The sequence below is a fragment of the Paludibacter sp. 221 genome (genome assembly GCF_010501035.1).
Lineage (GTDB): Bacteria > Bacteroidota > Bacteroidia > Bacteroidales > Paludibacteraceae > QVMH01.
The window spans coordinates 23,313-49,532 of record NZ_QVMH01000009.1; the positions used below are offsets into that span (position 1 = coordinate 23,313).

The window sequence follows — 26,220 nt, forward strand, 5'->3', positions numbered from 1 at the left end:
TCAATACCAGCCATTTGTACTACCTGTTTGGGTAGTCGTCTGTTCTACATTCTGTTGTACTGTCGAAGATGCCTCCTGACGGTTTAAATGAGGTGGATAGCTCAAAGGACGCCAGATGAAATTATTCATATCAAACCCGGGCGCTTGCTTTTCTAATGTGCCATTCTCATATTCCTGCAGGTAAGCATCTACAAATCTGTCTTCGTCTGCATATTTTGTAACTATTTCACTACGTCCATCATCATCCATTACCTTCTTCTGAATAAGTAAACCGTATTTTTTCAACAAATCCGGACGGGATTTTATAATGTACGACATCATGTTCGATTTCTCAGCCGGAGTAACAGTGTATTGCCGCCGTTCGCCATATTCGCGAGTTACGACAGGAGCGGTAGTTGTAGTATTATTTTTATTTGGTGTTACGTAAAATTCTGTACGGGGACCCGGTTTGGTAGGAGGATTAGCTCTCGCCCGTTCCTTAATAAGCTTCACTTCGTTATCAAAAGCCTTCTTTTGATAGTTCAATTTGTCTTGCCTGTCTTGTTCTCTTGCTATTTCTTCTTGCGTCTGCCTATCTTTATACATCAACCATTGCCTTTTCTCGCCACGGGCATCCATAGCTGCTTTCAACATCTGGTTGAAGTCCTGCATCTCTGCATTGCCCCGCATGGTCTGATATCGGGTTAAATCATTATTATACTTATCCCGAATTGCGTCCAACCGGGCATTAGTCGTCTGGCTACTGGTGTTTCCCTCCCTGTTACGGATATGCGCTCCTTGGCCATGCGCGAACATCTCTGCAAGCGACGAGAAACTATCGGTCAACGCCGATGCAAATTTTGCGCGCTTTTCCTGCTCCGGGGTAATTTGCGGTTCAGGCTTGCTATAATTACTCATTATCGCCTCAACGATAGGTTTACCCCCTTCTTTCCAATCGCTTACAAACTGGTTGTAATTAAATGCGGGCATTTCTTCTATCTGCTGTTCGTATTGGTTGTATGATTGTTTTTTTTCTTCTGCCATAATTCATTATTTTAAACTAATCACGAGTAGCTGGTTACGGGAAACTCGGTTTGCGTCTCAATGGAGTTGTTCTCCGGATAAGCAAACTCTTTATATCCTCGATAGCTTTATCCAACCGTGAATAATAGGTTGCCGCATCGTTTGGCGATTTTGTCTCAAGCCATCGGTAACAGATATTATCTATCAGGTATTGCTGTATCTTTATGTCGATACTTTTTCGGAACTGCAACGGAAAATCATTGTGCATCTCAAGATAAAGGTTGAAATCACGGTCAACGCTGAAATCCGGGAACTCCCGATATACAGGTTCTAAGTCGGTAGGAGTATCTGCTAAATAATTAACAGGTATCTTTGTTATTATATCTGCATGTGCCTCACCGAAAAGACGCCGGAATAATACATCATATTCCTCGTCCATTACCAGCTTATCAAAAAGGCTTTCTTTGCTTCCGTCTTTAAGTTCCGTAAAACGGCGTTCAGCCAGCAAACTTGTTTCCTGCTTCACCAGCTGCTGTATAAGGTCGTGCGTATATATAAAAAACAGTATCATTAATAATTGACAATTAATAATTAAACATTATAATTTCACCCTGTTCAGCATCTTTTGATAACGTATATACTTCTCCATCGCTTTTTTCTTTTCTTCGGTAGTCTGAGTGTTGTTCCTCGATAAAGAAGTAGAATAAAAACACTTTTGTTGTAGTTCAAGGTAACTCATGTGCTTAGGCAGCCATCCCATGCGCTTGCAGTACTTAAACCCATCATTATCTATACTGCGCAATCGGATAATGGAATCACCGTTTTCTTTTATTCCCACCTGCATGGAGATGACAAAAAAACGTCGGTTCTTAGCTTTCTGCTTGATGTCTGACAAGTGTATCGCCAGCTTTAATTTAATGGCTTCAATATAAAGTATGAATGATGCCTTCGTGTGAAACTTTAATTCTCTGATAAATTCAGATATCCGTTCCATGAGTGTAAGTCCTTTTTTTACTTCCATTGTGTTTCCTTTCATAAGAGTTGTATTTTTATTTATTTTTACTAATCACTACTCGCTATTCGCTACCAACCACCCGCTACCATCAAGCTAACGATGTGCCGTTATTCGGGTCTGAAATACCATTACCTCCCGATGGGGTATAATCATAATTTACATCACTACCCGCTTGGGGTATGGCGTTATTATTTCCTTTGTTGTTTCCAAAGTTGATGATGCTCGACCAGTCTGCGTTTCCAAGTCCTTTTATCCCATTATAAAGCATGTTGTTTGCGCTTTGGGCCTGCTGTCCCAATGTGTCATATTCTAATCCTTGTAAACTGTATTTACGTGACAAGTACCTGTCCTGAGCACGGTCTTTACGGAGCTGTCCACGAGCTGCAAGGTTTCCGTACAAATCAGCTACGGCTCTGTTGCGCATTTCCTTATTTGCGGCTGCCACCTCCGGGGTTGCTCCGGTTACAACCTGATTGTTTTGCTCTGCCTTCGATTGCCTTTTCATGTTCTCGCGCATCTGTCTGATAACGTTTTGTGCTTCGGCTGTTTGCAGATAATCGCTGTAATAATCTTTATTGAACAAGGCTTCGTTTTCCGCGTTCCACTTATTACGTTCACGTTGCATTCTTTTTCTCTCTTCACCCTCTTTTACCGCTCCGTATGCTGTTTGAGCTATATTTGCTATTGCGGGTATTGCTGCTAATGGTAATGCCATATTTTTAATGTTTAATATTTAATTATAATCCTTATTACTAGTCACCGGTCACCGGTAGCTACTAGATAGCCACTCGCAACTACCTCATCTTATCATTCGTATAACTGTCCGCTATCTCAAAGTCAATATGTCTTATTTCTGTTTCTTCATCAACATCAGCTATTAGCGACAGAAAGTAATTCCTGTAGGTCGAACGTGTCATCAGCCCCAAATCAAAATCTTTGTAATCCTGTCCCTGCACGTTAGCAGGCATACCGAAACCACGCAACAAGGTATGGTTTACACCGTCGTTTGAACCGTACAATGCTAAGAATGCTTTGTTGGCGGGCAAATTGGACCGGACTTGGTAAAACAAGCCTCGCACTATGGCGCGTTGTAGTTTTTTCACCTCATCGATACCGAAATATAAAGGACGAAGCGTAAATTCTATATGACTTACATTCGTACCCGACTGGAAGTAATCTTTTATCTTGTTACCCTCTGCTACTAATAATTTAGGATACGTGTTACCCACTTCGTAATCTATCCGTTCCGTCGATTGATAGATATTCCGGGTATCAAAACAATACACATAATTGAAACCATAATCTTTGTTGACGATGATTAATTCATTCTCCGTGGGGTTATAAATAAGGGCTGAAAGCGTTTTAATATATTCACGAAACGAAACAAGTTGCTTTTTATCACCGTCCAAAACCATACTTTCAGGAAATTGCTCTACAGGTAAGGTAATACATGTCGTTTCGTTGCCGTTGATAATATAAATACCGCGCTGCCCTACAAAAGCAATTCCGTAAGGCGTGGGGCATAGCAAACCCAAAACAGGTACTTCCCGCGACGAAGATGGAGTAACATTAGAATACACAACCTCTCCACTACCTACACTCAGCATAAAGAATCCTTGTGTAGTCGCTATATACAATGGATACATTCCGAAATTACGGTCCGATACATTCATCACATTGGCTGCCATGTTAAGTATTTCACCATTGCTCGCCATATAAGTGTTGATAGCTGGAAAATAAAACGGATTGTTTAATTCGGAAACACGTATTTTATTCTGCTCTTTATAAGTTGGTATTTTATCCCAGTCTAAGTCAGAAGGTATTTTAAACATAGAAGCTAAGTCTGTTATTGGATGTATTGTCCCAATCTGAGGTGTATTAGTGCTTCGTGTCTTGTAGTTTGCACGTAAAAAGTAAGATATATTAAGTGAATTATGCGCTGTTAGTTCTTCCGAAAATATACATCGGAGTATATTGGGTATTTGTCGTGTTATGACATAGAAACGTGTAGCCCTTGAATCGGGATATGAAAAATAAGCACTGAAAAAAGCTCCTTCTTTATCATTAGCCTTATATTCGGATATGGCATATTTTTTTACATTGTCAACGTTAAGTTCAACTACAATATAACGAGGAACGGTTAACAATTCTTCCGCTGCCGAAACATCATTATAACGGTTTCCATTCCATTGGAAGTAATCCGGACTGAATCCTTTGAAAAACGTTGTCTTTATATCCGACAAGTGAAGCCTGCTGTTATAAATCAATGCATTTCCCGCACCTATATTATGGTGACTGAAACTATCTGTCGACATTTGTTCTTGATAGACAAGATTATCTAAATTAGGAATCAGGTCTTTTGCTACATCCGGAAATTTTACATCAACACCTTCCGAACCTATTTCTAAGCTCCGTATATGATAGAAAAGAGATTCTTCCTTAACAGTATTGATGGCCTCTAATGGTATTTGTGTTTTCACAAATTTGCCGGCGGCTTCTATAACAGGATGAATATGTTTTACAATTTTATAACCTTCGGCTATAAGTGGAAATGGAGTCCAAAAATATTCATGATAAACCTCGTTTGGTTGTTCTTGTCCTGATTGTATATCTTTTCGTATGTTCTCTATGTTGGATAAGTTTAATGCTGGACTTAAAAAAACATCCACCGACTTGATTATATCTTTAAAATCATTTAGCGTAGATAAATCGTAATTCAACAATACGCTGTAAGCCGTAATTGTGGCGCTAAGGTTATTCCTATAAACGCCACTACTACCTCCTGATTCAGCCTTCAAAGTTGCATACTTAGCCGCCAGTATTCCTCCAAATTCATGTTCTAATTCTTTATATTTACTCTCATGCTTTACCTTTTCAATACCGGGAAGCAGTAAAATAGGAGGTGAATGTTTTATTAAAGAGTTATCGTGCAGCCTGAAAGCATAACGTATCAGATGTCCGTCAAACAATACTGATTCGTTTTCCTCCTTTATTTTGTTGATGATTCCATAAACTAGTGACTTTACATGAAGTTCTATTTCTTCTGAATCAGGATTTACGCCCCCTGTCCAACTCGAAGTATCCGTCTTTGTATACAAATGTGCATCATCAGAACCAAACTGTATGACAGGAAGTTCCGGGAGTACTCCTATAAGTTTATAATCATTTTCTGTATAAAGGGCATAATAAATATCATCCTCCGTTACAAATGAAAGGGTATTTCCTATCTGTTGTATGGAGTTTATTTTTCCGCTTACGCTTCCTATTTGGATAGCAACATTATTTATATTGTAATAAATCGTTGATTTTTCCGCTTCGAGTATTACACCTATCCAGTTCTCGTAATCCGAATTACTATGAACTACAATTATATCATATTTACGGTCTAGCTCCTTTATTACTTTGCGTGGGGTAACCGGATGCAATGCGCCGTTTTTCTTTCGCACATTCACCGCCTCAGCACAATCACCCTCATTATAAAGCGATGTTGTACTTATACCCTGTATGTCTATGCTTTTTTTCATTACTTATCTGCTCTCTATCCCTTACTAATTTTTCATTTTTAACTAGTCACCGGTAGCTAGTAACTAGTAGCTACCCACCAACTCCCTCCGCCTGTTGCATTATCATTTCCTGTACGTCAGGAGGCAAGCTCGATAACTGCTGCTGTACCTCCGGCGAAAATTGGTATTGCTGTAATTCCTGCTGCAATTCAGGTGGGAGCTGCGCTCCTGCCATTGGCTGTCCGGCCATAGCTGCATCTTTCACTTCCTGTTCTCTCTTGTTCATATAATCCAGTAGCTTGTCTTTAAATGGCAGGTTCCCTGCTTCTATCATCCCTCTTAAGTCAAGTACGTTATTGGTGTCAAATTGCTTCAGTTGGAACAACAGGTCATTTACCATCAGGCGATATGCAGGCGTGTCCGTATTTTCAACTACTGCTATCTCTACATCAATGTTTTTTACTTTGGGTGGGTCATAAAGTAGTCGTTTCCCGGAGTTTTTATCAAAAATGTATCTTCGTTCATCGTAATACTGCTGCATCAGCTGTACATTCATCTTATCCCTCCGTACACGGAACGAGTTGATTGCCTCAAATATACCGTTCAGGCTGGTCGCGGAGTTTTGGCTTTGCTGTGCATACATTTGCGCAGGAGTGCCTGAGGTTGGCTGCTGGCCTTGCAATGCCCCGTAAACACCGCTCACATTCTCCGATAAGCGCAAATACATATTAACCACGTTTAGCGGTGTAAATGCCTGAGCCACCGTGTTTACATATTCGGGTTTAGTATGGGGTGTTCTCGGGTCGGGTTTATAAGGAATGACGGAATCGTAATCAGTCGCTTTATCTTGTATATACTCTATTCCGTAACCATTTTCATCGTCTATGTAGTTGGTAGGCATGAACAGCAGCGACTTTGCGCTATACTTCGACAGCAGCTCCGAAATCGCCGATAGGCGGTTTATCTGCTTATTGGTATCTATCAGGTCTTTGACAAATGGGTATATCTTGCCACAGAAGAAATCATGCAGCTCAAACACAATCGGAGGCATCTCATGCCAATACGGGTTCATCCCCTCATCCAATACCTCGCCACAGGGTGTAAGGAAATAGTATTTCCAGAAATTCGCGGTACCCCATTCATAGTCTATCAGCAACATATCTTCCTCATCCACACCCATTGCGCCCTGTTCCTGTATTCTTCGGACGTTTTCCTTTTTAATATCCGATTCTTTTATCTCGAAATCGGGATAATACGTACCGTGCAGGTAATCATGTATCCAAAAGCACTCTTTACTCTCTTTACGCCATATTTCAATCACCCTGCATAAGCCATACGCCTCCGTACCGGGAACAAAGAAATCCAACTCCAAACGCTGGTCGGTAAATGTTTCCGACATTTCATAAATACGCTCCTCGCTTCTCCCACCGTAAAGCCGACGCAGTTTCTCACCCCTGCTTTTACTGCCTTTGGAGAATAACCCGACAATATCATCTGCCGACACATCGTAAAAATAACCTACTAACGAGCAGTCCGTATAGCGCGGGTCTTTCATTGTGTTATCCACGAAGAAAGAAAAGGGGTCGATAAAATCGTTTACTACATCCTTTTCTCCGTCTCTGCTTGCGAAATGGTTCTTTGTCACGGATACTCCGGATATAAGCAATTGAAGCAACTCCGCCATATCCAGTTTCCACAGCTCATTCTTACGGTACAGGGCATGAAGCGTAGCGGTAAGTACTTCGCTCTCCGCTTGGTTCTCGTCTTTTTGTGCTATACAGGATGGGAGTGTCTTGTTCGAACTCCAAACACCTACAATTGTGCGTAATACATTCCGGATGATGTTATACTGGCTAGGTTGCAAGCCCTGCTCTACAAGCAAGGCACGCTCTGTCACGATACGGTGCTTCTTTGCGTCATACACACGGTCCGAAAATTGGTCGCCAAAAACAAATTCTTCGTTCCGGCGTATATCTGTGCGCCACTGCGCCATCGATAGCCAGCAGTTGTAGGCAGACATCAAAAGGTTTGATTCGTGTTTTATATCACTATCCTCTAGGTCTGCTCTGCGTTGCTTCCTTTTCGCATTTTGCGCCGTTTTGCTGTACTTTCGTTGGTAGGCTTGTATATTCCTGCGGGTTTCTTGCATAAACTCAAAATAAACTCAAAATTGCGCTTTTTTGAGTTGCTATTTTGCCCAAGATGAGAATTTATTTTATCATTAATCTTAAGTCGGCTATTTCTCAACAATCATCTTTGTAATTTAGTCTCTTTTAAAATATCCAATCATATATACAACTATGGCAAAGAAAGAGATAACTCCCTCTGCGGATGAAACAACAGTAGTCAAAAAGAAAAGGGAAAAAACAGGAGGAAGGAAGAAAGGCACACCCAACAAAACTACTGCAGAGATGCGTAGCTGGCTTAACAAGTTTGTAGGTGACAACTTGAAAGAATTTGAAAAGAACTTCAAAACGCTGGAGGTAAACGAAAAGATTAACATCATCACCAAACTTCTTCCCTATGTCTTACCAAAGCAGACAGAGAATAAACTATCGTTCGACGAAGAAACAACCAAGGCAGTTAAAGAAAGCATGGATAAAGTAAATGAGCTGTTTGAATAATAAACTATTCCCTAATCACTAGTAGCTAGTAACCAGTAACTGAAACATCTATTTCCCTCTATTTTAGATAATCCGGAGCTTATCATTTATCAAACCAAACAACCAAGCACCTGAATATCAACCAACAGACCGATTCCTACTTCTTAATTCCTACTTCTTAATTCTAAATAATAAAACAGTTTCTTCCCTTGAAAGCGAAATTAACATTCCGCTTCCTTTCGGGAAGTATAGGACAAGCTGCCGGAAATCAAAAAAAATCATTCATACTTGGACAAAAAAAAATTTGGCTCTTATATGTAGCCAAATTTTTATATAACTCCCTGATTTTTAAAGGATGTATTTTTACCTATTCTGATTTTCAATACTTTAAGCATGCCCTTATCGGCATTTCGCAGATTTTTGCTGAATTTTCGTAAATTATTTATTGTTTTGCTATATTGTATTGCTTACTTAAAAGCTCCTTATATTCCTTTTCCTGTGGCGAAATAATCGTCTTAAACCGAGCGTGGCTATCCTCGTAGTCACGCACAAACTCACGGATGGTTCTATACTGTTTAGGCGTTATTAATCCTTCCTCCAACTCGCTTTTTGCTTTTTCAAGGTATTCCTCCGCACCCATATTAATAATCAATTCGGCACGCTCTATTTCGCTTTTTCGCGCGCCTTTATCGGCACGTACCGTCCGCATAAAAAATAAGTCTTTCCAATCCACATAAAACCACTTCACAAGCCGGTTTATATTCTGGTCTGAAAAGAACGAATCCGCCCTCTCATTATGGCGTTTATACACTGTCTCTACTCGTAGTATTTTCAAAGCCTCTCCATCGATAGGTTTGGCCGGGATGCGCTTTTTATCCATCATCTCCCAGCCTTTATCATATATCTTAAAGTATTTCCGTATATCTTTATGCTTTAGCGTCGTCTTTTGACGGTTTATCCGATAGTTAGCATCAATGAACATGATTTTATCCCGGAGCGATATATATTTCACCAGTTCAATAAATGATAGCGGGTCGTAACTCACGTTCAGGTTCAACCCTAATTCAAACTGTACCACCCTTGTTTTATATGCTGTCAGTCCGTTTTCAAATAGCAGCATCTCAAAAGCGGCCTTAGCTTCCGATATGGTAAACATATTATCATTTCGTAATTTCCCAAAGCTCCTTTCATTCCAAAACTTGTGCAAGCTCGTTTTTATAGTAACTTTCCCGCGTACTATTCTAACCTCCACGCCTGTAAGTTTAGAATACTCACTGCTCCGGTATTCCGATAGAGTTCCGCTTTCATTCGTCCAAACATGCAAACGATGAAGACGTGCCAGATGCACACTTTCATCATCGCTTACCGCAGCACGTATCGTTATCTTATCGAACACAATCTTGTTTTAGAAATATTCTCTACAATAAAATCCTTTGCGTGGTTGATAATCTTTAAAATCCACACTTTTAAAAGTAGCTTTATGATTGCACCATCGAGCCATATCCTGTTGCCATTGAGGAATAATCTGGTTGTTTGTAAAATCTCTGTACGGCTGTGCAAAAGGAGATACTCTTAATTCTTTTGCTTTATTCAATCTTTCATAACTATCATTCAAGCTCTTCAACAGGCAATACACGAATACCTTCGAATTATCAATGCCATATTTATTGAGTTTATGCAGGGCTGACAATAGTGGGAGTAATTGCTGTTCTGTATCATAAGCAAAACGTATATACCGTATCCACTTTATTCTCGACAGTAATTCTGCAATTTCATCTGTTACCAACCGGCTATCTAATCCCTGATTGAAATCAACCTTACAACCGGATTCAATTATATCATTCAAATGTTTGATACAATCTTTACTTGCAAGAATATTATTATCAAGCAATATCGCTTTATTGAATCCATTTGCAACTCTATAAATATCCGATACGGTTCTTATATACCCCTCTTTCTGTGGAACAATACACCATGTACACTTTCGTATACATCCACGGGTAAGAAAACCATAAGCCGTTTTAGCATCATACCACTTTGATATGGGATAAATTGAATAATCAGGCTGGGTATTTTCTATGTATTCCGGCAAACTCTCATATCTCCCATATCCTGTTCCGCCTTTTATTTCGTGTATAGATGCTATAGGATGTTCATAGTCAGGAGTAAATGTAAAAACCTTACTCATATAAACTATGTCATAATAATAACTCCCATTTAGCCACGAGTACCAATCTACACTATCTCCTTTCTGTTTATGATAAGCAGATATTTTCATCAAAGCAAGATTCGGAAAATTATGCCCGTCTACATCTATTAATCCTACTCTCATTTATACAATTCAGGATGCTGCTCCCTGCTATAGACAAAGTTATTTTTACAACGCATATTTTCTTCATCAACAATTCGGTTATGCTGGACACATTTGTATCTGTTTGGCGATTCCTGCCGAAAATGGTCACAATGCTTACATTTTATAACTACAGTCATGCTAATTTAATCTGAACTTATCTTTTTTCGATTTTGGTATCAATACTTCTTTTACTATATTCTGAACATGCAAGGTCAGTACCCCGTCATCGTCGTCCAATAGTGCTCCGGCGAGGGAAAGAAGTATTATCTTCACATTAGGATTAACCGTTTCATCCGCAAACTGCCTCAACCTTTCTATTTCTTCCAATTTCCTTTCATTGCTCATATTCGTATCTATTATATGCTTCGGAAAATTCTTCAGGAATATACACATGGATAGAGGTAGGTTTGGCCAACTCTATCATGGTTGTAAAAACCCTCTCCGGCTCATTTTTTTCTTCCGAGCGCTTTCTTTCCTTCTTTATTAAGTAATCGTTTATAAGCATCATGGCCCGGTCTACGGTAAATGTGTGAACTACCGCTATCGAGGCGGTATAATACTCCCCATCTACCTCAATGCTAAATTCTATATGATAAAACTTTTTCTCGCTGTCCGACGAATTTTCATTTTCCGTATCCGTGTCAGCTTCCGCAGGTTTTACCGCTTTCAGATTATCAATCAGAATAATATCTGCACGATAGTCTTTTATCTCTTTAATAAAAAAAGGAGAAGTATAATTCAGCTCAATGTAGTCGTTAAGAATAAGTATTGCATTATCAATACCGTTTGCATAAAACAGAAACTTATATTTCTTTCTGTTCATTTCTACAATGGCCATGTGAGGAAACAAACAAGTACTTTCCTGACAATAAGCAATCCGGCGTTGGTTACTTACCTCTATTTCTTTAATCTCTCCGCTCTCCATGTGAAACCGTATCTGCGACAGAATATCCTGATTTATCAGTATGCCCTTTTCAAAAAGAACCTCGTTCCTTTCTATGCTTACTACCTCTCCGCTATCTTCGTCTACAAAATTTTCCACCCATGATTTTAATACTCTATTTGCCGTGTACCTGTTCAGCATATTAGCAGGTATGGAAGTCTTAAACCTTTCTTCTGTATGTTTGGTCGCTATTTTATTCCTCATCTTCTTTGTGTTTTTTAGGTGGATTTACTTCAAAATATATGTTTTCAAGAAATTGAATATACCGCTCCAAGTCCGGTTCGTAGTCAAATTCCTTTACTATTATCTCACCGTGAACACGGCAAACAGTCTTTTTTCTAAGATTGGCAACTATCTTTATTTGGTTGCCAAAGTCGTGCGTTACCTCCTCCACGCCCAACTCCGAATGCTTAAATGTTGTTTCCCACATAAGTATTTTATTTAAAGTTATTTTAATTCTCCTTGCCTTACCACTTCCGGCTACTCATTAACTAATTCAAGTTCGCTTTCGAGACACTCCGTTAATGAAAGATTAAGGCCGTTTACTTCGCCTTCAATTACGATATACGAATGCTCGTTAGGCTCTACCAAAGCCCCGTTTTCTTTGCTGATAATACAGCCGTCTTCTTCGGTTTCAAAGCCGATAATACAGCCTACTCTCCGTTCCGTTTCTCCTTCGGGGATAAATGTTACTTTGTCGTACAAATTAAATTTTCTCATGATTTATATCTATTTTTACTGAATTATTGTATATTGGTATATATATTTTTCGTTTAAAATTGTATTATATTTCTATCGGATTTTCGTCCCATTTGGGACAACTTTTAAAAGTGCCGTCCGGGAAATCCCGATATGCCCCTTTTGGTTGTTCTTGTCCGTGCGATTCTTCGTCATAGCTCCATTCATCACGCCAACGAACCGGAGGATATTCGCAAAGCCACAAGGTTTCAATACCATTTTTATCTTTGCTTAACCACGCCATAATTCATAATTTATCTATTTCTTGTTCTACAGCATTCCAAAAATCCCATTTAGAATTCAATCCTCCTGCATACATAGGGATTTGAGATTTTAGTAAAGAGATTTGTTCTTTTGCTCTTTCTTTAGCCCATTCCCACATTTCATTGTTAGAAACCATGCAGCGTAAATATCCTAAGGGCTGATAAATACTGTTAACTATTTCCCGTGCTTTTAATTTTGTTTCTTTCATAATCTATTATATACCTGTTATTGTTACTTTTACTTTATGACAGGTCTAAAAAGGTAATTCATCATCAGGTCGGCAATCCTCAATAATATAATGATTGTCTTCTATTGATTTAATCGTACAAAGCACGTATGCTTTTTTCTTAAATAAAGTTGCCAGTCGCTTAGCTTCGTTTTCCGCAGAATCCATGCTTTCATGTTTATACGTTGGATGTCCGCACCCTTCCACAAATACCATGTAAAATGTTTTCATTGTTTTACTTTTTTAAATAAAATGTATAATAAGATGTACTGTTGTTTTACTTTTCTGCAGTTATTCGAAAACATCGAGTAACTTATATTACTCTTGTTTTTTGATTTTACATTCATCACAATAATACATTCCATCATCATTTCGACCGTCTTTTTTCCACATGTCAGTCATGCAACAATCGCAATAAACGGCTTCACTATTATCTTCACATGCACCACAATAAAATTTGCCCTCAATCTCATAATAACACCCCTCTGAATAGCTATCATACATCTGTTTACAATCATCGCACATTTCGATATGGTCAGGGAGTATTGAAAAGTGTTCTTGTAGATACCATATAATTAAACTCGATTGTTCTGGTGTCAAGTTTAATGGCGTACATCGTATATTTTCAGAAATTTCACCCTGCAAAAAATCGTGAAATTCTTGTATCCACTCAACATCACTCCACTCCCTATTGCAATTATTTTTTTGTAATTTGATTTCATTTTTCATTACTCATACCCTCCCAATACTTTCATTGATTACTTTAAAAGAATTGGTTAATATAGCTGTGATTTCATTATACCTTTTAGCCTCAATATGACATCCGTATAATGTAATAATCGTATCTAACTGCTTCCTCAATTCAATGCATTTATCCAATAATTCGGGAGCAGTAGCGATAAGTTGGGCATTAGCTTTTACTTCATCCGATATTTCATTTTCAATGTGTAAATGGCAAATTATTTTTTCGCCTGAGCCGATCGAAACTTGTTTGTAATCAGCCAAATCTATTTCAACTGATTCCCACTTACCTTGTGTTCCGTTAAATTCTTTCATAACTATTAATTGGGCGTGATGTTTTTTGTTTCGATAATTTCACCAAGTCTAATAATAAATACATTGTCATCGGGAGCGCCCCATTCCTTATGCCCTTTCCCTACAATAATTCCTTTTAGTTCAAGTAATATTTTAGGAGATTTCGAAGAATAACCATTCCTAAATTCGACATGAGTATATACATCATTCATCGCATTCATACAATGTTCGTGTCTTCCGCCACAACTATTATATTTACAGGCAACAAAGCCACCCATAAAGCAAAAAGTGAGTCTTTTCATCCAGTATGGTTTAATCTCTCGATATTCTTCTTTCTTATCTCCGGAGAGTACCATGTCGAACCATTTCTTTTTTAAGGTCAATCGTAGTATTTTCATAATTCATAATCTATTATATATCTGTTATTGTTACTTTTACTTTATGACAGGTCTAAAAAGGTAATTCATTTATTAAACTTATCTGCTATTTTCTTTGCTTCGCTATAAGAACCACGAAATGGGAACATGCCATCATATACAGGTTGCCACGGCATATACCATGCTGCTTTCACCTCTACTTCGTAAGTGCCTATTCCACCTTGTACTACTCTTGCTTTCATTGATTAAAAAGATTATATTTCTTACCTACGAAAGTAAAAGGAAGATGACCAAGGGTTATATCCAACTTCTTCATAACCGAATGTTTCAGGAATATTTTTCCAACAAAACCGTCCTTACTCCGGATAAGCCAATTGATAAAGTCGTACAACTCACCATAGTTATATTCCTTCCCCTTATCCATAAGGCCTATTTGATGCAAATGGCAGCAATCCATTGTTTGCTCTATCACCTGCTTTGCTTTCTCAAATGTGATAATAGGCTCCACCGAGCTAAATGTTTTAAACCCCATTTCGTATAGTTGACGCATAGCTGCAATGCGCTCTGCATTGGACGAGGCATTTGGCTCACGCTCATCATGCCCGGTAAGGGTGAAACCTATTGCCACATTCTTTTTCCGTAACGACGTCATATACTTGGCCGAAAAGTAAAGCCAGCTCTCACTTTCTAAGAAATCGGCTCTTTTTGTAAGTATCTTTACAGGCACGTCGTTATCCAAACATATCAAAGCGGCATTGAGTGTCAGCTTGATTGTTTCAGTTAGCATAGGGTCGGTAGTGAACGAGAAAAACAAACCATATTTCTGCAACTCCTCTTTATTTTTCAATAGCTCGTATGTGAATATCTCAATCGCCCTGTTTGGATTTACAAGCATCCGTTTCAAAGTGGGAGATGTGCTCCAATAAATACCTAAAGGATATTCTTTACAGTAACAATAGTCGCAATCATTTGAACAGCCCATGTAGAAATTACACGCCCATCTCGAATACTCTCCGGCAGGACCGGCAGGGTTGTAAATTGCTTTTCCTTTGAATGTTTCCATACTAATGTCTTTTATATTCAGGGTTGCTTTCTCTAATTTTATTCTTCTCATAAGCCATTCTTAGCAGTTCCGATGCACATAAATCTTTTTTATGTTCCATACCAATGCAATATGCCAAATGAAGAAGCACGGCAAAGGAATCACTCAACTCATCTATTATCCTATCTGTATTATCCATCCCACGCTCCCTGTTTAGCATTTCTATATGAAGCTCATTCACCTCCTCCTGCAATTTCCGGTAACGGCGCTCTACATCTGTACCGTACTTTTTATCAAAATAATTTATTACTGTATTTTCCTGAAGTGTTTTCATAATGTGTAAATTGTTTATGCAGTTACCCGTTCCGCTATTAGTTTTTTATTCCGGTTTAGCAGTTTAAGAATCCTGTCGTGGTATTCCGTATTGTTATTGTGCTTTCCCCTACATTGGTCTACTTTCATTGTTTTGAGGTTAAACTCTATGGTTTCTACTCTTGTTTCTTTTAGTTTGGCCGAGAGGATTAGCTTATTGTCTTTTTTAAAGTATTCGTTTGTAAATACACAGTGCTTCAGTTCATCCCCTTCCTGCTTAAATTCTTCAATCGTCTTCAATGGTTCTATTACAAGTTCTCCATCCGAAATAACAAGGTCGATAAAACGTTCTATAAATTCCCTGTACACCTTCTCCCTGTCCGATTGCCATTTCAGTTTTTTCTCTAACTCTACACGCTTTTTATCATTCAGGAGCCTGTTGTATTCTTGTTTCAGATTTTTAGGGAACACGTAGTTCTTTTTATCGAATGGTATCCCGAAGTATTCCAGTAGGCTTAAATAATCCCCTTCCATGTTTTTCCGCTCCTGAATCTTACGTTTCTTCGCCACAAATCGGTCATGCTCCTTCCTTAAATTCTTAGGACATACGTATTTTGCATTATGCAGGTCTTTTTTGAAGTAACTGAGCAAGTCAAGGTAATCAAGCCACAACCCGGCATCTTTCACCATATATTTATTCCGGAGGCATATTTTTATCGAAGCCCAGTATTTGTCTATACTTCCCCTTTTTGAATACCATTGGCCAAGCATACTATATTGCTTTGCTTTCAACAGAGTTTCGGCTTTAGGGTCATGAGGTAGAACTTTAATCGCCTCCAAGAAAGTAAAACCTTCCAATTTGTGATTTATGCCATAAATGCTGTACATCGGCTTGAAAACAGAGGCGGGATGATATTTATAAGGGTAAACATCGTATTTATCACCACCGTAATACCGGGGGTAATCTCTCCGTATCTCCATATCTCCATTCCACGAATCACAATACCAGTTTGTAGTGTGATTTTTGCCGTAAACCTCTCTTTTACCATTCGGCAATATCCAATGTTGCAATATCTCATCAAAATAATACCTTGCTTTTTCACCTGCCCTGTGGTACGAACGAAGCTCATAGTTGCGGATAACCTGAAACTCTCCGTATATCTCAGCATAAGCCACGTATGTCCGTTGCTCATCGGTGGTTTTTCTCGATTGCGTCACTTTTATACGTGTATTGCAATGGGGACAAACAGCTTGTTTGCGTTTTACCATTTCCGGCGAAAATGTTTCACCGCAGTCCATACACACTACACGCTTTTTTGTAGCATATCCCCTGTGCTCTAAACACACCTTACTCGCCCATGGGAGTATTTCATTCTCCCTGTTAAAAAGATATTGGGCTGATTCTACTATTTCTCGCTGTAATCTAGTTCTCGGTTTCATAGCTTTATCAGAATAACACTAATTGCCCTACGTCTTCTTTCTTTTGTTTTGAGGTTCTTTTTTTAGTCGAAACTGTTTTATCTTCACTTGTCGGTTTGGCTGCTTTATTATCATCTTCATCTCTTTTGTTCTCGGTTTTATGGTTTACCACCACTTTAGCGTTGACCGGTTTACCTACATCAATATTATCTTCGTCATAATAATGTACTGCCATAGAGTAAATTTCATCATCATCAAAGCCGTTACAACCTGATTTTTGAACCGAATTCAGAATATAAGTAATGCAATCCTCTATATTCTTATTGGGTTTGGCATAAGTTTCCGCAAAAAGTTCGTCCTCTTTTGCCCGGTTATCTAAATAGGCTTTTATCGTTTTTTTAAATCCATCGGATGCTTTCATATAGCTATGTGTTATGAGTTAATAATCGAGGGCATAATAAGCAATGTAATGCCTTCTGTTTTGGGAGTGATGAGAGCTGCTCTCTCCGGTTCCGAAAAGTGCAAGGTACAGGATGATGTTTCAACCGAATTAATCAGTGCAATCAGGTAAGATGCTTTAAAGCCTATCCTAAGGGAGATTCCGGAGTAATCTACAGGCATTGTTTCCTTTGCCGACCTGCTGTAGTCCACATCTTCAGCATTTAAAGTGATGGTATTTGTATTAAGCTCAAGGGTCATTAACGACGTTGCTTCATTCGCAAATATGGCAATACGTCTCAATACTCCTAAGAAATCACTTTTATCAACCTCAACCGATAATTGGTTGTCTGGAATAACACTTCTGTAGTTCGGATAACGCCCCTCTATCAGCCTGTATATAAAACTGTATCCCTTCGACCTGATTAATATGTTTTTAAGGGATATGCCCACTTCTACTGTATCATCACAAACAGCAAGCATAGATGCAATCAGTTTAGCGGCTTTGGACGGGATAATAGCTCCCGTTTCAAACACGGAATCAAAAGGATATTCACGCAAAGCAAGCACATGGGCGTTAGTAGCTACAAAAGATAATTTTCGTTCCTTCAATTCCATGTAAACACCGCTCATCACCGGACGAAGTTCATCGTTACCCACACAACCTATCACCTGATTGATACCCTCAATGAGCAATTTTTTCTCTACCGACAAACAGGTATTAGCGCTATTATCTTTTATTACAGGGAATAAATCAGGATGATGCGTACCTAACTCAAACGTACCGGAACTATATTTCACTTCCGTTTTAAAATCATTCACCTCGATAACCAATGGTTGGTCCGGAAGCTCACTGATTGCATCAAGCATCTTTTTTGCGTCAATACACCAACGTGCACTACCCGAAATGCTTATACACTCTATTTCTACCGTTATCATACCCGATATATCAGTTCCCGATACTTGTAATGTATTTTCTTCCGCCTCAAGCAAAAACTGTTCGGCTATCGGGTTTACTTTGTTTGGCTGTACTATTTTTCCAACCAGACGGAGCTTGTTTTGTAACTCCGATTTTGAGACTTTAATTGTTGTGTTCATGTAAGTTATTGTTAAGTAAAGTAAAAAGTTCTACCTGTTCCGAAGCTCTCTTGTTTGATTGTTGTCTGAAATGGGAATTCTGTTTTAGGTATTTTATCTAGAGCCTCTTTTATTTTAGCTGCATTAGTGAAAAATTTATATTCGTTCCCATTATATTTTATTTTTAAGATATATCTTCCATCCCCATGACGGGTGGTTATGTCTTTTTCAAAGTCCAATACTTCTATTTCACAATTAATTATTTCGGTTATTTGTATTTTGGGAACTTGAAACATATTTTTACCAGTTTCAATCTCAATCCCAAGTTCTGAGAATTTCTTCATTGATTATGGTTTTGATTAAATGTTTGGAGTTACAATGTTTTGCCCATCCAAGCCATGAACATATTTTTATCTTATATTCTTTGGCAGTAAGGTTTTTCTTGTTGAGTTTAGCGACACGCTTACAGAACCGTTTTTTGATTGATTTACGCATCAGAATGTATTGATGGTAGAATACGTACCCTACAAAGTCAATCCCCCGTTTATTGACAGGAAATACCTGATAATTGTGTTTTACCTGTAGCTTGAGGTTATTGTTCAAGTATTGCTCTATCTCTTTGAAGAGGATATGCAGATATGGTTTATCCAGTGCTAAAATGACTATATCATCGGCATAGCGGTAATAGTACTTAACTTGCTTCTGTTCTTTCATCCAATGGTCGAAATAAGACAGGTAAAGGTTTGCAAGGAACTGTGACAGATAATTTCCGATAGGCACTCCGGGTGCTGAATCTATTATGCCATCAAGCAGGTTTAAAAGGCGTGAATCCTTTATCTTCTTCCGAATAATGATTTTCATTACTTCGTGGTCGATACTTGGATAGAACTTCTTTATATCAAGTTTGAGGCAATACCGGGTTTCTTCTACATTTTTCATATCACGCCGGATGTGTTTTAAGGCTCCGTGTATTCCACGTCCCTTGATACAGGAATATGTGTTGGATATGAAAATGGTATTCCATATACTTTCCATCACATTCATTATTGCGTGGTGCACTACTCTGTCTCTAAACGGGAGACGGTAAATGGTCCGTTCTTTTGGGTCGTGAATGATGAAAATGTCGTATTCGGATGTTTTGTATGTACCGGAAAGAAGTTCGTGTTGTATCTGATTTAGATTTTCGTCCAGATTCTTCTCAAAGAGCTTTACTCCATACCGATTTGACTTTCCCTGTCTGGCTTTTTGGTAAGCCAGATAGAGATTATCAAATTCACATACTTTTTCGAATAAGTTATTTATCCGTTTCATAGCCTTTGCTTTTCTTATCGGAGCGTTCGGGTTATCCTACTAACACCTTTTGAATTGTTGTTTTTTGCCAAGGGGCAAGGTCTTTGTCTTTTTAGAAAATCATTTCTGCATAGGTGCGAACTGCTACCTGCATTCGCATTCGAGTTATCGTAATTCGAATCGTTGAACGTGAAGCCTGAAGGAGACAGCCACAAAGACAAACAACCTTTTGTTTTTATCCTAATTGAACGTCTTTCCAAACATCCAAGAACGTTTTTCCTATGTAATCGGAGGTTTCCTCATTCAGAACGCGAAGGCGCGAACCGCTACCCGCACACGCAATCGAGCGATCGTAAAGCGAACCGTAGAACGCGAAGCCCGAAGGAGACATGATAAACCAAGGATACCATTTGGGTTGACTAAAGTTGCCCCAGTCTATTTCTTCCGGATTATTTTCTTTTTCTATTTTCCGGGCTGCTTCTACTATGATTTTTGCAGTATAGTCTGCTTCTTCATGTTTTCGCATGTCTTCCGGATAAACAGAAAAATCTATTTTAGGACGTCCGGTTTCGTTATAGGCATCTTCTACTGTTTTTAATCTATCTTCCAGTTGTTCTTTTAATGTTTTCATTCTTGCTATTATTTATAGTTGTTAATTTATCCTAACTGTATTTTCTTCCAGATGTCAAGAAATTGCTTTGCAACGTAGATTGCTTTCTCTCGCGTTTCAAAATGAAGGCGCGAACCGCTACCCGCATACGCAGCCGAGTAAGCGCAAAACGAAACGTCGAACGCGAAGCCCGAAGGAGACATGATAAACCATGGACGCCATTTGGGTTGATTATCATTGTCCCAATCAGGAATCCAACCTTCGTTTATTGCCTCTGAAATGACATTCATTTCATATTCGGCTTCAAACTTTTCTCTCATATCTTTAGGAAGGTTGGAGAAGTCTATTTTAGGCCGTCCAGTAAGTTTGAAGGCATCTTCTACCGTTTTTATCTTTAATGTAACATCTTCACTTTCAAAAATTTCTTGTCCGTAAATTGCTTCGAGTAGCTTTTTCCCGTCGTTATCAGCATTACGCCATTTCTTTATGATTTCTGCTTTTGGAATGCTTAATTGTTCGTCTATTTTCATATTGATTGTATTTTTAAGGTTATTGAATAAATTCTCTCCAAAGGTCAAGGAACTGTTTGCCTGAATAGTTTGCTAATTCTTCAGATTTGTAGCAAAGGCGCGAACCGCTACCCGCATCCGCAGTCGAGCGACCGCAATTCGAATCGTAGAACGCGAAGCCCGAAGGAGAATCGTTACATTCAAACCATGGATACCAACGGCGCACATCGGAATCGTAAATATCAAACTCCCGTCCTTCATTAAGGGCCTTGGTAATGGTTTTAAGTTTACGATAAGTGATTTCGTCTTTTGTAAAGCCAGCTTGGAGTAATTCGTCCTCGTTTATAGGTTTTTCGCCCAACTCGACACAAGCATCCTCATATGTTTTTATACGGTCGGTTACTTTTGAAGAAAAGAAGTCTTTCCCTGCTTTTTTTTCTAAAAGGGATTTTACTTTGTCAGAAGCTCCGGCGTATATTTGGCGGGCTTCTTGCGGATTGATGGTAAATGTTTTTTCATTCATAATTATATTTCTATTAATTTATGTCCTTGTGAATGGATGCTTTCAATTTCGAAGAAACTCTTGAACTTTTTCCGCAGTTTGCAGATATAAACATCCATGCTACGGCGGGTAAATTCGTCTACATTCTTCCAAATAGAGGAAAGTGAGGTGTCACGTTCTACAATTTCTCCTTTATTGCTGTAAAGCAGTTGTAACAGTAGAAACTCTTTTTCGGTGAGCCGGGTAGTCGTACCGTTAACCGATACTATACGCTGTGCGTCATTAAAAATAACTTGGTTCATAATAATGTTTTTTATATTGTTCTTATTTTCATTCAAGTACAGGCTCTACTCTTCACGCCTGAAGAAAAAAAATGTGGTTTTTATTTGCTCTGATAATCAATGTTTATTTTATTAGAGCCTGTACTTGGTTATGAATATGAGTTCCAGTATCGTTTTATCTCTGCTCCGGTATAAAGCCTCCGCTTATTTACACGGTTATAGATACATTTTATATATCCTTCCTCCGTATGTTTCCGAAGCGTATCACGGCAAATACCCAAAATCTTGGCTGTTTCTCCAATAGGATATCGGTCATTATCTTTTATTTCCGGCATCGTAGTTGTCATATGTTTCTTATTTTTGTACAATACACTCTTACACCGTCTTCTATCTCTTTTTCCGAACAAGTAAACATTTTTCCTGTTTTTGGATTTTTGTTCAATCTCGATACTGCCGATTTTAAAGTACCTAAAACAACATCCCTGTATTTGAAATCCAAAAAATCCCCCGGCTGCATCTGTAACAAGGTTGCCTTCACATCTATTTTTTTTACTGGTTTTAGCCTCTCTTTTTTATCCATATCTACTATTTTATTATATTTGTATCTTATCTCATTTGGTTGCGTTTTAGTTACACGTTGATTGCATTGCAAATATATGTAGATATTTCTACAATAAAAATAATTCTCCGTAATAATTGTAGAATAATCTACAATTTAGAATGTTTAAAAATAACTCGGGATGGAAACAACTATTAATCAAAGAATTAGTATTATATCAGAGAAACTTTGCGATAACAATATTTCTGAATTAGCACGCATTACAGGGGTGAATCAACCAGCTTTAAGAGATATTGTTGGTAAAAAACAAGCAAAGCCAAGATACGAAATACTAAATAGAATTGTAGATAATTCGACATTAAACATTAATGCTGATTGGCTTTTAACAGGCAGGGGAGAGATGTTGAATACACAGCAGAAAGCTAAGCCGTATAAAACAAAGAAAGAGCAAAAAACTATTATTATTAACTCTACCGACGAATGGGAAGTGAATAATAAAATAACAGAAATGAATAATAATGGCTGGAATGCTATTAACACATCCATATCCGAAGCCGGATTGCAATCCGGTGGGGTACAACGCCACACAGTAATTTTATTTGAAAAATACGATTCTTTCAACACCACCTCAATAGTAGCCTCGCCGGTTCCGGAATACAATAAGATAGATGGAAACAATCAAGATGAACTAATAAATGAGCTCAGAAAAGAAATAAAATCCTTGGAACAGGACAAGTTAGATTTAAAACAAGACAAAAAAATTTTACAACAGGATAAAGAAATACTAAATAGGGAGCTTGAGAATAAACAAAAAACAATTGATAGACTTTCGGCTGTTAAAGAAAATGATTTTATCGAAAACGCTAAAAAAGGGGCAACTTATAAGGATAGATTACGCAAATAGTATAATCCTAGAATGTACATTTCTGTTAATCATAGGTAAGGAGAGGCTTAATTAATTCGTATTTTTTACAAAACCAACAGCTTATATGTGAAAGCAAATATACAAAATTTATCTTAAAATTAACAACATTGAAACAAAATCATATATGAAAAAAACACTATTACTTTTAGCCTCAATCCTACTGCTTACTTCCTGTGATAACGAACCCCTCGATGGCACACAATTAGATGTAGAAACTAAGTTGGACGTAGAACTCGTAGGAGGCACACTTATGTCTTGTGACGAAGAAAGTCGTGGCTGTACCGAATGTTATTTCATTCGTCTTGGTGCTGAAGCTGGTTCTTTTCAGCTTAATGTAAAATCAAACACGAAATGGACAGTCGAAATTTTTAATTACTTAGAAACTGGAAGGGGTGAAATTATTATTCCCGTTGAAGGATTACAAGCCACTCCTCTATCGGGACAAAATGATGGCAAGGTGAATGTAAGATACAAGCAAACCATTCTAAATCCCTCACTGCCACCTGTTCACGCAGTGCTATCTTTTAAGTATTTCTCAAATGGATTTGAAGAAGAAAAAATCATAGAAATTTCTCAAGAAAAAACCATAAAATAAAAAAAAACGATGCTCACAATTGGATGTCTACTTGCAGGCTTATTAGCCTTTCCTTATTTCAATAAAGGTAAATTAGTACACAAGATTATTTTCGGAGTATTTACTGTCTCCATGGTCGTATTCGGAATCTATATTTTTAAATATTTTGGAATAATCGACAAATGGTATATTCGGCTATTTGCACCATCAGTAATTGTATTTATCTCAAATTTCATGATACACATGATGTTATTCTTTGTTAGTAGCGAATACAGAAACGAAATCGAAAAGAAATAATTTTTTCATCCCTGCCAATTCCTGAAAAAACATGTATCTTAAAAATTATTACTCAATATTGGGCATCTCTCCACGAGCCACGCAAGAAGAAGTAGCGATGGCATACAGAACTATGGCCAAGAAATGGCATCCGGATGCAAATAGCAATAGCGACACCACTTCTCAAATGCAATTAATAATAGAAGCAAATACCATTCTTAGCGATAGAGATAAAAGAAGGGATTACGATATAAAGTATTACACACAATTTTATCAAAGAATACAACCACAACAAAAAACAGAAGTAAAAATAGAAAAATGCTATTATTGTGATCGCAATTTGGCAAACAAAGAATTTTCATATAAAACAACACTCTACAAAGAAACTAAGCGAACTCACTTTCCACAGCGAAAAGTTTGGTTCAGCACTGTAGATATCGAAATACCAAGATGTGGAGCATGCCATAAAACACATAAAATCAGCTCGAATTTATTCTTATTCTTACCACTTATTTCTTTTGCCGCATTGGGAATTATTTTAGGACTTATCAGTGGTTTGGAAAACGATTGGCTTCTTTATTCAATAGTAGGTCTACTTTTGGGATGGTTTTTGGGACGAATTTTATCTGCAATTGACAAATCAATCATAGTCAAAGATGCCGGAATAAAAAAAGAATCTGATATATCAGCTTGCGAACTTGTAGTTGCATTACATAAAAGAGGCTGGTCTAAAAACAAACCAACAGCATAAAAACTCCATATATTTTCAAACGAAAGATGAGCAGAAATAGAAAAATACTCTTAGTTATAACTATCGTAATAATTGCATTTTGTTATGCTTTTTTGCTTTATTTGACAATCGATAACACTGATAACACACCACGAAATCCTCGTGTAGCAAAAACACATGAGACTACACGTCAATATAGCTCCCATCAAACACACAAAAGCAAGTATGCCGGCTATCAACTTCAAAATGGATCGTCGCCTTTCGACTCTTGTTTTGGTAAAGGAATTTACAACGGAAATGCCACATTAACCATAAAAAACGGAGCAAGTTCGGATGCCGTCATTTGTCTGTATAGCATTGCTCTCGATAGAACAATAAGAAATGAATACGTACAAAGAAATACAAATTTCACCATGACCGACATTGCGCAAGGCAGATACAAAATTCGAGTTTTTTATGGGAACGACTGGAATCCAGAACTCGAAAATCCCTGTGGAGGAAAAGGATATTTCGAATCAAATGTAAGTTTCTCAGAGTTTGATAAACCCCAGTACTTCGAAGACAGTTATAATGGTTACACTGTTGCTACGGTAACTCTTTATACCGTGACAGGTGGAAATGCTTCAACCTCTCGTATTAATCAATCTACTTTTTTCGAAAATTAAGTATTTATGTGAATACATTACTATTGTTATTATTTAAGAATTCAGAATGAAAAAGCAACTATTACTCATATCGTTCACCTTATTCTTAGCTTCATTCTCACTCAATGGAACAGAGAACAAAATAAAAAGTAGCACACAAGAAACTAAAGTAACTATCTGTACCGGTAATTCAGCTACCAAATACCATAAAACAAATAAGTGCCGGGGGTTAAATGCTTGCAAGGGCGAAAAGAAAACAGTAACAATGAAAGAAGCAGAAAAGTGGGGGAGAACCAAGTGCAAAATATGCTATAAACAATAAACATGCTTGCTCAAATACTCACCAATCTTCTTCATGAGCGCAAGGTAAATAAAACGGCATTTGCTAAATATCTTGGGATTCATCGCACTACACTTGAAGGCTATTTAAGTGGTAAAACATTCATGCCGTCTGATAAAATAGTTAAAACAGCCAAGTATTTCAATGTTACAGTAGCTTATCTTTTTGGAGAAGCTAAAGACGTAAAACAAGGAGGAACGGATTTAAAAATTTTACTATTCAAACAACAAGAGCAAATAAACAAAATGTCAATACAATTAGAAGAACAAAATAAAACCATTAATAATATTGCAAATATATTGCAAAAAAAAATCAAGTAATCATTTTGATTTGATTATCAGACTCTTAATTCTAGCAACGTTTGCTTTGGGAGCAGGGGGTCGTGGGTTCGAATCCCGCTACCCCGACATTACAAATAAAGCTCTGATAATCAATGTACAGAACATGGTTATTAGGGCTTTTTTTATTAAATTTTTGCCTGTTTACAACACTATATACACTGTTGGAAATGACAATTTTTGAAGAAAAACTCTCTGCGAAACTCCGTGAACAATTCTGTGTGGCTCTGTGAAACACACAACCAACATTCATGAGACATAGATGCTTCTCGCGACTCGGCATAAACCGAAATTG

At 37.8% G+C, this 26,220-nt stretch carries 39 protein-coding genes; 7 read left to right on the plus strand and 32 right to left on the minus strand.

All coding sequences use genetic code 11. The features are described 5' to 3' along the window. From D0T49_RS03455 to D0T49_RS03480, 6 genes are all read right to left on the minus strand, one after another. Complete coding sequence (locus D0T49_RS03455) at positions 1-1,023, minus strand: hypothetical protein (RefSeq protein ID WP_163629196.1); 1,023 nt, start codon at positions 1,021-1,023, stop codon at positions 1-3. 34 nt (positions 1,024-1,057) lie between these two features. Next, a complete protein-coding gene (locus D0T49_RS03460; RefSeq protein WP_163629197.1) occupies positions 1,058-1,573 on the minus strand; it encodes a hypothetical protein in 516 nt (171 codons plus the stop codon). Between the two features lie 27 nt (positions 1,574-1,600). Next, positions 1,601-2,038 (minus strand): hypothetical protein, encoded by a 438-nt coding sequence (locus tag D0T49_RS03465; RefSeq protein ID WP_163629198.1) that lies wholly within the window; start codon positions 2,036-2,038, stop codon positions 1,601-1,603. Between the two features lie 67 nt (positions 2,039-2,105). Beyond that, on the minus strand, positions 2,106-2,732 hold the full coding sequence (locus tag D0T49_RS03470) for a hypothetical protein (RefSeq protein WP_163629199.1): 627 nt from the start codon (positions 2,730-2,732) through the stop codon (positions 2,106-2,108). A 79-nt stretch (positions 2,733-2,811) separates the two neighbouring features. Beyond that, on the minus strand, positions 2,812-5,541 hold the full coding sequence (locus D0T49_RS03475; RefSeq protein WP_163629200.1) for a hypothetical protein: 2,730 nt from the start codon (positions 5,539-5,541) through the stop codon (positions 2,812-2,814). A gap of 70 nt (positions 5,542-5,611) precedes the next feature. Then, the gene (locus tag D0T49_RS03480; RefSeq protein WP_163629201.1) at positions 5,612-7,540 is read right to left on the minus strand and encodes a hypothetical protein; all 1,929 of its coding nucleotides are present in this window, start codon (positions 7,538-7,540) and stop codon (positions 5,612-5,614) included. A 280-nt stretch (positions 7,541-7,820) separates the two neighbouring features. Here D0T49_RS03480 and D0T49_RS03485 point away from each other — a divergent pair, with 280 nt between their 5' ends. After that, positions 7,821-8,144 carry a hypothetical protein gene (locus D0T49_RS03485; RefSeq protein WP_203583415.1) on the plus strand — a complete coding sequence of 108 codons (324 nt, stop codon included), beginning with the start codon at positions 7,821-7,823 and terminating at the stop codon, positions 8,142-8,144. A gap of 421 nt (positions 8,145-8,565) precedes the next feature. On the opposite strand, the gene D0T49_RS03490 is transcribed toward D0T49_RS03485, so the two are convergent. The 26 genes from D0T49_RS03490 to D0T49_RS03615 form a co-directional block, all read right to left on the minus strand. Beyond that, entirely contained in the window at positions 8,566-9,519 is a 954-nt protein-coding gene (locus D0T49_RS03490) for a hypothetical protein (protein ID WP_163629202.1), read from the minus strand. 9 nt (positions 9,520-9,528) lie between these two features. After that, on the minus strand, positions 9,529-10,455 hold the full coding sequence (locus D0T49_RS03495) for a radical SAM protein (RefSeq protein WP_163629203.1): 927 nt from the start codon (positions 10,453-10,455) through the stop codon (positions 9,529-9,531). A gap of 159 nt (positions 10,456-10,614) precedes the next feature. Further along, positions 10,615-10,821, minus strand: coding sequence for a hypothetical protein (locus D0T49_RS03500; protein ID WP_163629204.1), 207 nt, complete (start codon positions 10,819-10,821; stop codon positions 10,615-10,617). Continuing rightward, positions 10,811-11,623, minus strand: coding sequence for an RNA polymerase subunit sigma (locus tag D0T49_RS03505; RefSeq protein WP_239056996.1), 813 nt, complete (start codon positions 11,621-11,623; stop codon positions 10,811-10,813). Before D0T49_RS03505 ends, D0T49_RS03500 begins: the two co-directional genes overlap by 11 nt. Next, on the minus strand, positions 11,613-11,849 hold the full coding sequence (locus D0T49_RS03510) for a hypothetical protein (RefSeq protein ID WP_163629205.1): 237 nt from the start codon (positions 11,847-11,849) through the stop codon (positions 11,613-11,615). The genes D0T49_RS03505 and D0T49_RS03510 overlap by 11 nt, the downstream gene beginning before the upstream one ends. Before the next feature lie 50 nt (positions 11,850-11,899). Then, positions 11,900-12,139 (minus strand): hypothetical protein, encoded by a 240-nt coding sequence (locus tag D0T49_RS03515; RefSeq protein ID WP_163629206.1) that lies wholly within the window; start codon positions 12,137-12,139, stop codon positions 11,900-11,902. A gap of 64 nt (positions 12,140-12,203) precedes the next feature. Then, positions 12,204-12,401 (minus strand): hypothetical protein, encoded by a 198-nt coding sequence (locus tag D0T49_RS03520; protein WP_163629207.1) that lies wholly within the window; start codon positions 12,399-12,401, stop codon positions 12,204-12,206. Positions 12,402-12,404: 3 nt separating this feature from the next. Beyond that, positions 12,405-12,629, minus strand: a complete 225-nt coding sequence (locus D0T49_RS03525; RefSeq protein WP_163629208.1) for a hypothetical protein — start codon at positions 12,627-12,629, stop codon at positions 12,405-12,407. A gap of 45 nt (positions 12,630-12,674) precedes the next feature. Further along, a complete protein-coding gene (locus D0T49_RS03530) occupies positions 12,675-12,878 on the minus strand; it encodes a hypothetical protein (protein ID WP_163629209.1) in 204 nt (67 codons plus the stop codon). Positions 12,879-12,965: 87 nt separating this feature from the next. Next, entirely contained in the window at positions 12,966-13,376 is a 411-nt protein-coding gene (locus tag D0T49_RS03535) for a hypothetical protein (protein ID WP_163629210.1), read from the minus strand. A gap of 3 nt (positions 13,377-13,379) precedes the next feature. Next, positions 13,380-13,703 carry a hypothetical protein gene (locus D0T49_RS03540; RefSeq protein ID WP_163629211.1) on the minus strand — a complete coding sequence of 108 codons (324 nt, stop codon included), beginning with the start codon at positions 13,701-13,703 and terminating at the stop codon, positions 13,380-13,382. Positions 13,704-13,708: 5 nt separating this feature from the next. Further along, a complete protein-coding gene (locus D0T49_RS03545) occupies positions 13,709-14,080 on the minus strand; it encodes a hypothetical protein (RefSeq protein ID WP_239056997.1) in 372 nt (123 codons plus the stop codon). Between the two features lie 65 nt (positions 14,081-14,145). Continuing rightward, positions 14,146-14,301: a hypothetical protein gene (locus D0T49_RS03550; protein WP_163629212.1), complete on the minus strand. Its 156-nt coding sequence runs from the start codon at positions 14,299-14,301 to the stop codon at positions 14,146-14,148. Then, complete coding sequence (locus D0T49_RS03555) at positions 14,298-15,173, minus strand: hypothetical protein (RefSeq protein WP_163629213.1); 876 nt, start codon at positions 15,171-15,173, stop codon at positions 14,298-14,300. The genes D0T49_RS03550 and D0T49_RS03555 overlap by 4 nt, the downstream gene beginning before the upstream one ends. Further along, entirely contained in the window at positions 15,124-15,435 is a 312-nt protein-coding gene (locus tag D0T49_RS03560) for a hypothetical protein (protein WP_163629214.1), read from the minus strand. Before D0T49_RS03560 ends, D0T49_RS03555 begins: the two co-directional genes overlap by 50 nt. Positions 15,436-15,449: 14 nt before the next feature. Continuing rightward, on the minus strand, positions 15,450-16,853 hold the full coding sequence (locus tag D0T49_RS03565; RefSeq protein ID WP_163629215.1) for a PcfJ domain-containing protein: 1,404 nt from the start codon (positions 16,851-16,853) through the stop codon (positions 15,450-15,452). Between the two features lie 7 nt (positions 16,854-16,860). Further along, the gene (locus D0T49_RS03570) at positions 16,861-17,253 is read right to left on the minus strand and encodes a PcfK-like family protein (RefSeq protein ID WP_163629216.1); all 393 of its coding nucleotides are present in this window, start codon (positions 17,251-17,253) and stop codon (positions 16,861-16,863) included. 11 nt (positions 17,254-17,264) lie between these two features. Continuing rightward, entirely contained in the window at positions 17,265-18,368 is a 1,104-nt protein-coding gene (gene dnaN / locus D0T49_RS03575; protein ID WP_163629217.1) for a DNA polymerase III subunit beta, read from the minus strand. A gap of 11 nt (positions 18,369-18,379) precedes the next feature. Continuing rightward, the gene (locus tag D0T49_RS03580; RefSeq protein ID WP_163629218.1) at positions 18,380-18,691 is read right to left on the minus strand and encodes a hypothetical protein; all 312 of its coding nucleotides are present in this window, start codon (positions 18,689-18,691) and stop codon (positions 18,380-18,382) included. Continuing rightward, positions 18,663-19,658 carry a reverse transcriptase/maturase family protein gene (locus D0T49_RS03585; RefSeq protein WP_163629219.1) on the minus strand — a complete coding sequence of 332 codons (996 nt, stop codon included), beginning with the start codon at positions 19,656-19,658 and terminating at the stop codon, positions 18,663-18,665. Before D0T49_RS03585 ends, D0T49_RS03580 begins: the two co-directional genes overlap by 29 nt. Before the next feature lie 214 nt (positions 19,659-19,872). Continuing rightward, on the minus strand, positions 19,873-20,268 hold the full coding sequence (locus tag D0T49_RS03590) for a hypothetical protein (protein ID WP_163629220.1): 396 nt from the start codon (positions 20,266-20,268) through the stop codon (positions 19,873-19,875). A gap of 26 nt (positions 20,269-20,294) precedes the next feature. Continuing rightward, positions 20,295-20,777, minus strand: coding sequence for a hypothetical protein (locus D0T49_RS03595; RefSeq protein WP_163629221.1), 483 nt, complete (start codon positions 20,775-20,777; stop codon positions 20,295-20,297). 19 nt (positions 20,778-20,796) lie between these two features. Continuing rightward, a complete protein-coding gene (locus tag D0T49_RS03600; RefSeq protein WP_163629222.1) occupies positions 20,797-21,279 on the minus strand; it encodes a hypothetical protein in 483 nt (160 codons plus the stop codon). 2 nt (positions 21,280-21,281) lie between these two features. Next, the gene (locus D0T49_RS03605) at positions 21,282-21,560 is read right to left on the minus strand and encodes a winged helix-turn-helix domain-containing protein (RefSeq protein ID WP_163629223.1); all 279 of its coding nucleotides are present in this window, start codon (positions 21,558-21,560) and stop codon (positions 21,282-21,284) included. Between the two features lie 128 nt (positions 21,561-21,688). Continuing rightward, positions 21,689-21,886, minus strand: coding sequence for a helix-turn-helix domain-containing protein (locus tag D0T49_RS03610; RefSeq protein ID WP_163629224.1), 198 nt, complete (start codon positions 21,884-21,886; stop codon positions 21,689-21,691). Then, positions 21,883-22,119, minus strand: coding sequence for a hypothetical protein (locus D0T49_RS03615; RefSeq protein ID WP_163629225.1), 237 nt, complete (start codon positions 22,117-22,119; stop codon positions 21,883-21,885). Before D0T49_RS03615 ends, D0T49_RS03610 begins: the two co-directional genes overlap by 4 nt. Before the next feature lie 160 nt (positions 22,120-22,279). Between D0T49_RS03615 and D0T49_RS03620 the strand changes: the two genes are divergently transcribed. The 6 genes from D0T49_RS03620 (at position 22,280) to D0T49_RS03645 (ending at position 25,907) form a co-directional block, all read left to right on the plus strand. Then, entirely contained in the window at positions 22,280-23,002 is a 723-nt protein-coding gene (locus D0T49_RS03620; RefSeq protein ID WP_163629226.1) for a hypothetical protein, read from the plus strand. Positions 23,003-23,147: 145 nt separating this feature from the next. Then, positions 23,148-23,618 (plus strand): BACON domain-containing protein, encoded by a 471-nt coding sequence (locus tag D0T49_RS03625; RefSeq protein WP_163629227.1) that lies wholly within the window; start codon positions 23,148-23,150, stop codon positions 23,616-23,618. Between the two features lie 307 nt (positions 23,619-23,925). Next, complete coding sequence (locus D0T49_RS03630; RefSeq protein ID WP_163629228.1) at positions 23,926-24,624, plus strand: J domain-containing protein; 699 nt, start codon at positions 23,926-23,928, stop codon at positions 24,622-24,624. A 26-nt stretch (positions 24,625-24,650) separates the two neighbouring features. Continuing rightward, entirely contained in the window at positions 24,651-25,268 is a 618-nt protein-coding gene (locus tag D0T49_RS03635) for a hypothetical protein (protein WP_163629229.1), read from the plus strand. 46 nt (positions 25,269-25,314) lie between these two features. Continuing rightward, positions 25,315-25,569 (plus strand): hypothetical protein, encoded by a 255-nt coding sequence (locus tag D0T49_RS03640; protein ID WP_163629230.1) that lies wholly within the window; start codon positions 25,315-25,317, stop codon positions 25,567-25,569. Between the two features lie 2 nt (positions 25,570-25,571). Beyond that, on the plus strand, positions 25,572-25,907 hold the full coding sequence (locus tag D0T49_RS03645; protein WP_163629231.1) for a helix-turn-helix domain-containing protein: 336 nt from the start codon (positions 25,572-25,574) through the stop codon (positions 25,905-25,907). The last annotated feature ends 313 nt before the right edge of the window (positions 25,908-26,220 follow it).

What these genes read in the sequence shown, in the direction of transcription:
- D0T49_RS03455 (WP_163629196.1), bottom strand. Translation starts at nt 1,023, where the DNA reads ATGGCAGAAGAAAAAAAACAATCATACAACCAATACGAACAGCAGATA.
- D0T49_RS03460 (WP_163629197.1), bottom strand. Translation starts at nt 1,573, where the DNA reads ATGATACTGTTTTTTATATATACGCACGACCTTATACAGCAGCTGGTG.
- D0T49_RS03465 (WP_163629198.1), bottom strand. Translation starts at nt 2,038, where the DNA reads ATGAAAGGAAACACAATGGAAGTAAAAAAAGGACTTACACTCATGGAA.
- D0T49_RS03470 (WP_163629199.1), bottom strand. Translation starts at nt 2,732, where the DNA reads ATGGCATTACCATTAGCAGCAATACCCGCAATAGCAAATATAGCTCAA.
- D0T49_RS03475 (WP_163629200.1), bottom strand. Translation starts at nt 5,541, where the DNA reads ATGAAAAAAAGCATAGACATACAGGGTATAAGTACAACATCGCTTTAT.
- D0T49_RS03480 (WP_163629201.1), bottom strand. Translation starts at nt 7,540, where the DNA reads ATGTCTGCCTACAACTGCTGGCTATCGATGGCGCAGTGGCGCACAGAT.
- D0T49_RS03485 (WP_203583415.1), top strand. Translation starts at nt 7,821, where the DNA reads ATGGCAAAGAAAGAGATAACTCCCTCTGCGGATGAAACAACAGTAGTC.
- D0T49_RS03495 (WP_163629203.1), bottom strand. Translation starts at nt 10,455, where the DNA reads ATGAGAGTAGGATTAATAGATGTAGACGGGCATAATTTTCCGAATCTT.
- D0T49_RS03500 (WP_163629204.1), bottom strand. Translation starts at nt 10,821, where the DNA reads ATGAGCAATGAAAGGAAATTGGAAGAAATAGAAAGGTTGAGGCAGTTT.
- D0T49_RS03505 (WP_239056996.1), bottom strand. Translation starts at nt 11,623, where the DNA reads ATGAGGAATAAAATAGCGACCAAACATACAGAAGAAAGGTTTAAGACT.
- D0T49_RS03510 (WP_163629205.1), bottom strand. Translation starts at nt 11,849, where the DNA reads ATGTGGGAAACAACATTTAAGCATTCGGAGTTGGGCGTGGAGGAGGTA.
- D0T49_RS03515 (WP_163629206.1), bottom strand. Translation starts at nt 12,139, where the DNA reads ATGAGAAAATTTAATTTGTACGACAAAGTAACATTTATCCCCGAAGGA.
- D0T49_RS03520 (WP_163629207.1), bottom strand. Translation starts at nt 12,401, where the DNA reads ATGGCGTGGTTAAGCAAAGATAAAAATGGTATTGAAACCTTGTGGCTT.
- D0T49_RS03525 (WP_163629208.1), bottom strand. Translation starts at nt 12,629, where the DNA reads ATGAAAGAAACAAAATTAAAAGCACGGGAAATAGTTAACAGTATTTAT.
- D0T49_RS03530 (WP_163629209.1), bottom strand. Translation starts at nt 12,878, where the DNA reads ATGAAAACATTTTACATGGTATTTGTGGAAGGGTGCGGACATCCAACG.
- D0T49_RS03535 (WP_163629210.1), bottom strand. Translation starts at nt 13,376, where the DNA reads ATGAAAAATGAAATCAAATTACAAAAAAATAATTGCAATAGGGAGTGG.
- D0T49_RS03540 (WP_163629211.1), bottom strand. Translation starts at nt 13,703, where the DNA reads ATGAAAGAATTTAACGGAACACAAGGTAAGTGGGAATCAGTTGAAATA.
- D0T49_RS03545 (WP_239056997.1), bottom strand. Translation starts at nt 14,080, where the DNA reads ATGAAAATACTACGATTGACCTTAAAAAAGAAATGGTTCGACATGGTA.
- D0T49_RS03550 (WP_163629212.1), bottom strand. Translation starts at nt 14,301, where the DNA reads ATGAAAGCAAGAGTAGTACAAGGTGGAATAGGCACTTACGAAGTAGAG.
- D0T49_RS03555 (WP_163629213.1), bottom strand. Translation starts at nt 15,173, where the DNA reads ATGAGAAGAATAAAATTAGAGAAAGCAACCCTGAATATAAAAGACATT.
- D0T49_RS03560 (WP_163629214.1), bottom strand. Translation starts at nt 15,435, where the DNA reads ATGAAAACACTTCAGGAAAATACAGTAATAAATTATTTTGATAAAAAG.
- D0T49_RS03565 (WP_163629215.1), bottom strand. Translation starts at nt 16,853, where the DNA reads ATGAAACCGAGAACTAGATTACAGCGAGAAATAGTAGAATCAGCCCAA.
- D0T49_RS03570 (WP_163629216.1), bottom strand. Translation starts at nt 17,253, where the DNA reads ATGAAAGCATCCGATGGATTTAAAAAAACGATAAAAGCCTATTTAGAT.
- dnaN (WP_163629217.1), bottom strand. Translation starts at nt 18,368, where the DNA reads ATGAACACAACAATTAAAGTCTCAAAATCGGAGTTACAAAACAAGCTC.
- D0T49_RS03580 (WP_163629218.1), bottom strand. Translation starts at nt 18,691, where the DNA reads ATGAAGAAATTCTCAGAACTTGGGATTGAGATTGAAACTGGTAAAAAT.
- D0T49_RS03585 (WP_163629219.1), bottom strand. Translation starts at nt 19,658, where the DNA reads ATGAAACGGATAAATAACTTATTCGAAAAAGTATGTGAATTTGATAAT.
- D0T49_RS03590 (WP_163629220.1), bottom strand. Translation starts at nt 20,268, where the DNA reads ATGAAAACATTAAAAGAACAACTGGAAGATAGATTAAAAACAGTAGAA.
- D0T49_RS03595 (WP_163629221.1), bottom strand. Translation starts at nt 20,777, where the DNA reads ATGAAAATAGACGAACAATTAAGCATTCCAAAAGCAGAAATCATAAAG.
- D0T49_RS03600 (WP_163629222.1), bottom strand. Translation starts at nt 21,279, where the DNA reads ATGAATGAAAAAACATTTACCATCAATCCGCAAGAAGCCCGCCAAATA.
- D0T49_RS03605 (WP_163629223.1), bottom strand. Translation starts at nt 21,560, where the DNA reads ATGAACCAAGTTATTTTTAATGACGCACAGCGTATAGTATCGGTTAAC.
- D0T49_RS03610 (WP_163629224.1), bottom strand. Translation starts at nt 21,886, where the DNA reads ATGACAACTACGATGCCGGAAATAAAAGATAATGACCGATATCCTATT.
- D0T49_RS03615 (WP_163629225.1), bottom strand. Translation starts at nt 22,119, where the DNA reads ATGGATAAAAAAGAGAGGCTAAAACCAGTAAAAAAAATAGATGTGAAG.
- D0T49_RS03620 (WP_163629226.1), top strand. Translation starts at nt 22,280, where the DNA reads ATGGAAACAACTATTAATCAAAGAATTAGTATTATATCAGAGAAACTT.
- D0T49_RS03625 (WP_163629227.1), top strand. Translation starts at nt 23,148, where the DNA reads ATGAAAAAAACACTATTACTTTTAGCCTCAATCCTACTGCTTACTTCC.
- D0T49_RS03630 (WP_163629228.1), top strand. Translation starts at nt 23,926, where the DNA reads ATGTATCTTAAAAATTATTACTCAATATTGGGCATCTCTCCACGAGCC.
- D0T49_RS03635 (WP_163629229.1), top strand. Translation starts at nt 24,651, where the DNA reads ATGAGCAGAAATAGAAAAATACTCTTAGTTATAACTATCGTAATAATT.
- D0T49_RS03640 (WP_163629230.1), top strand. Translation starts at nt 25,315, where the DNA reads ATGAAAAAGCAACTATTACTCATATCGTTCACCTTATTCTTAGCTTCA.
- D0T49_RS03645 (WP_163629231.1), top strand. Translation starts at nt 25,572, where the DNA reads ATGCTTGCTCAAATACTCACCAATCTTCTTCATGAGCGCAAGGTAAAT.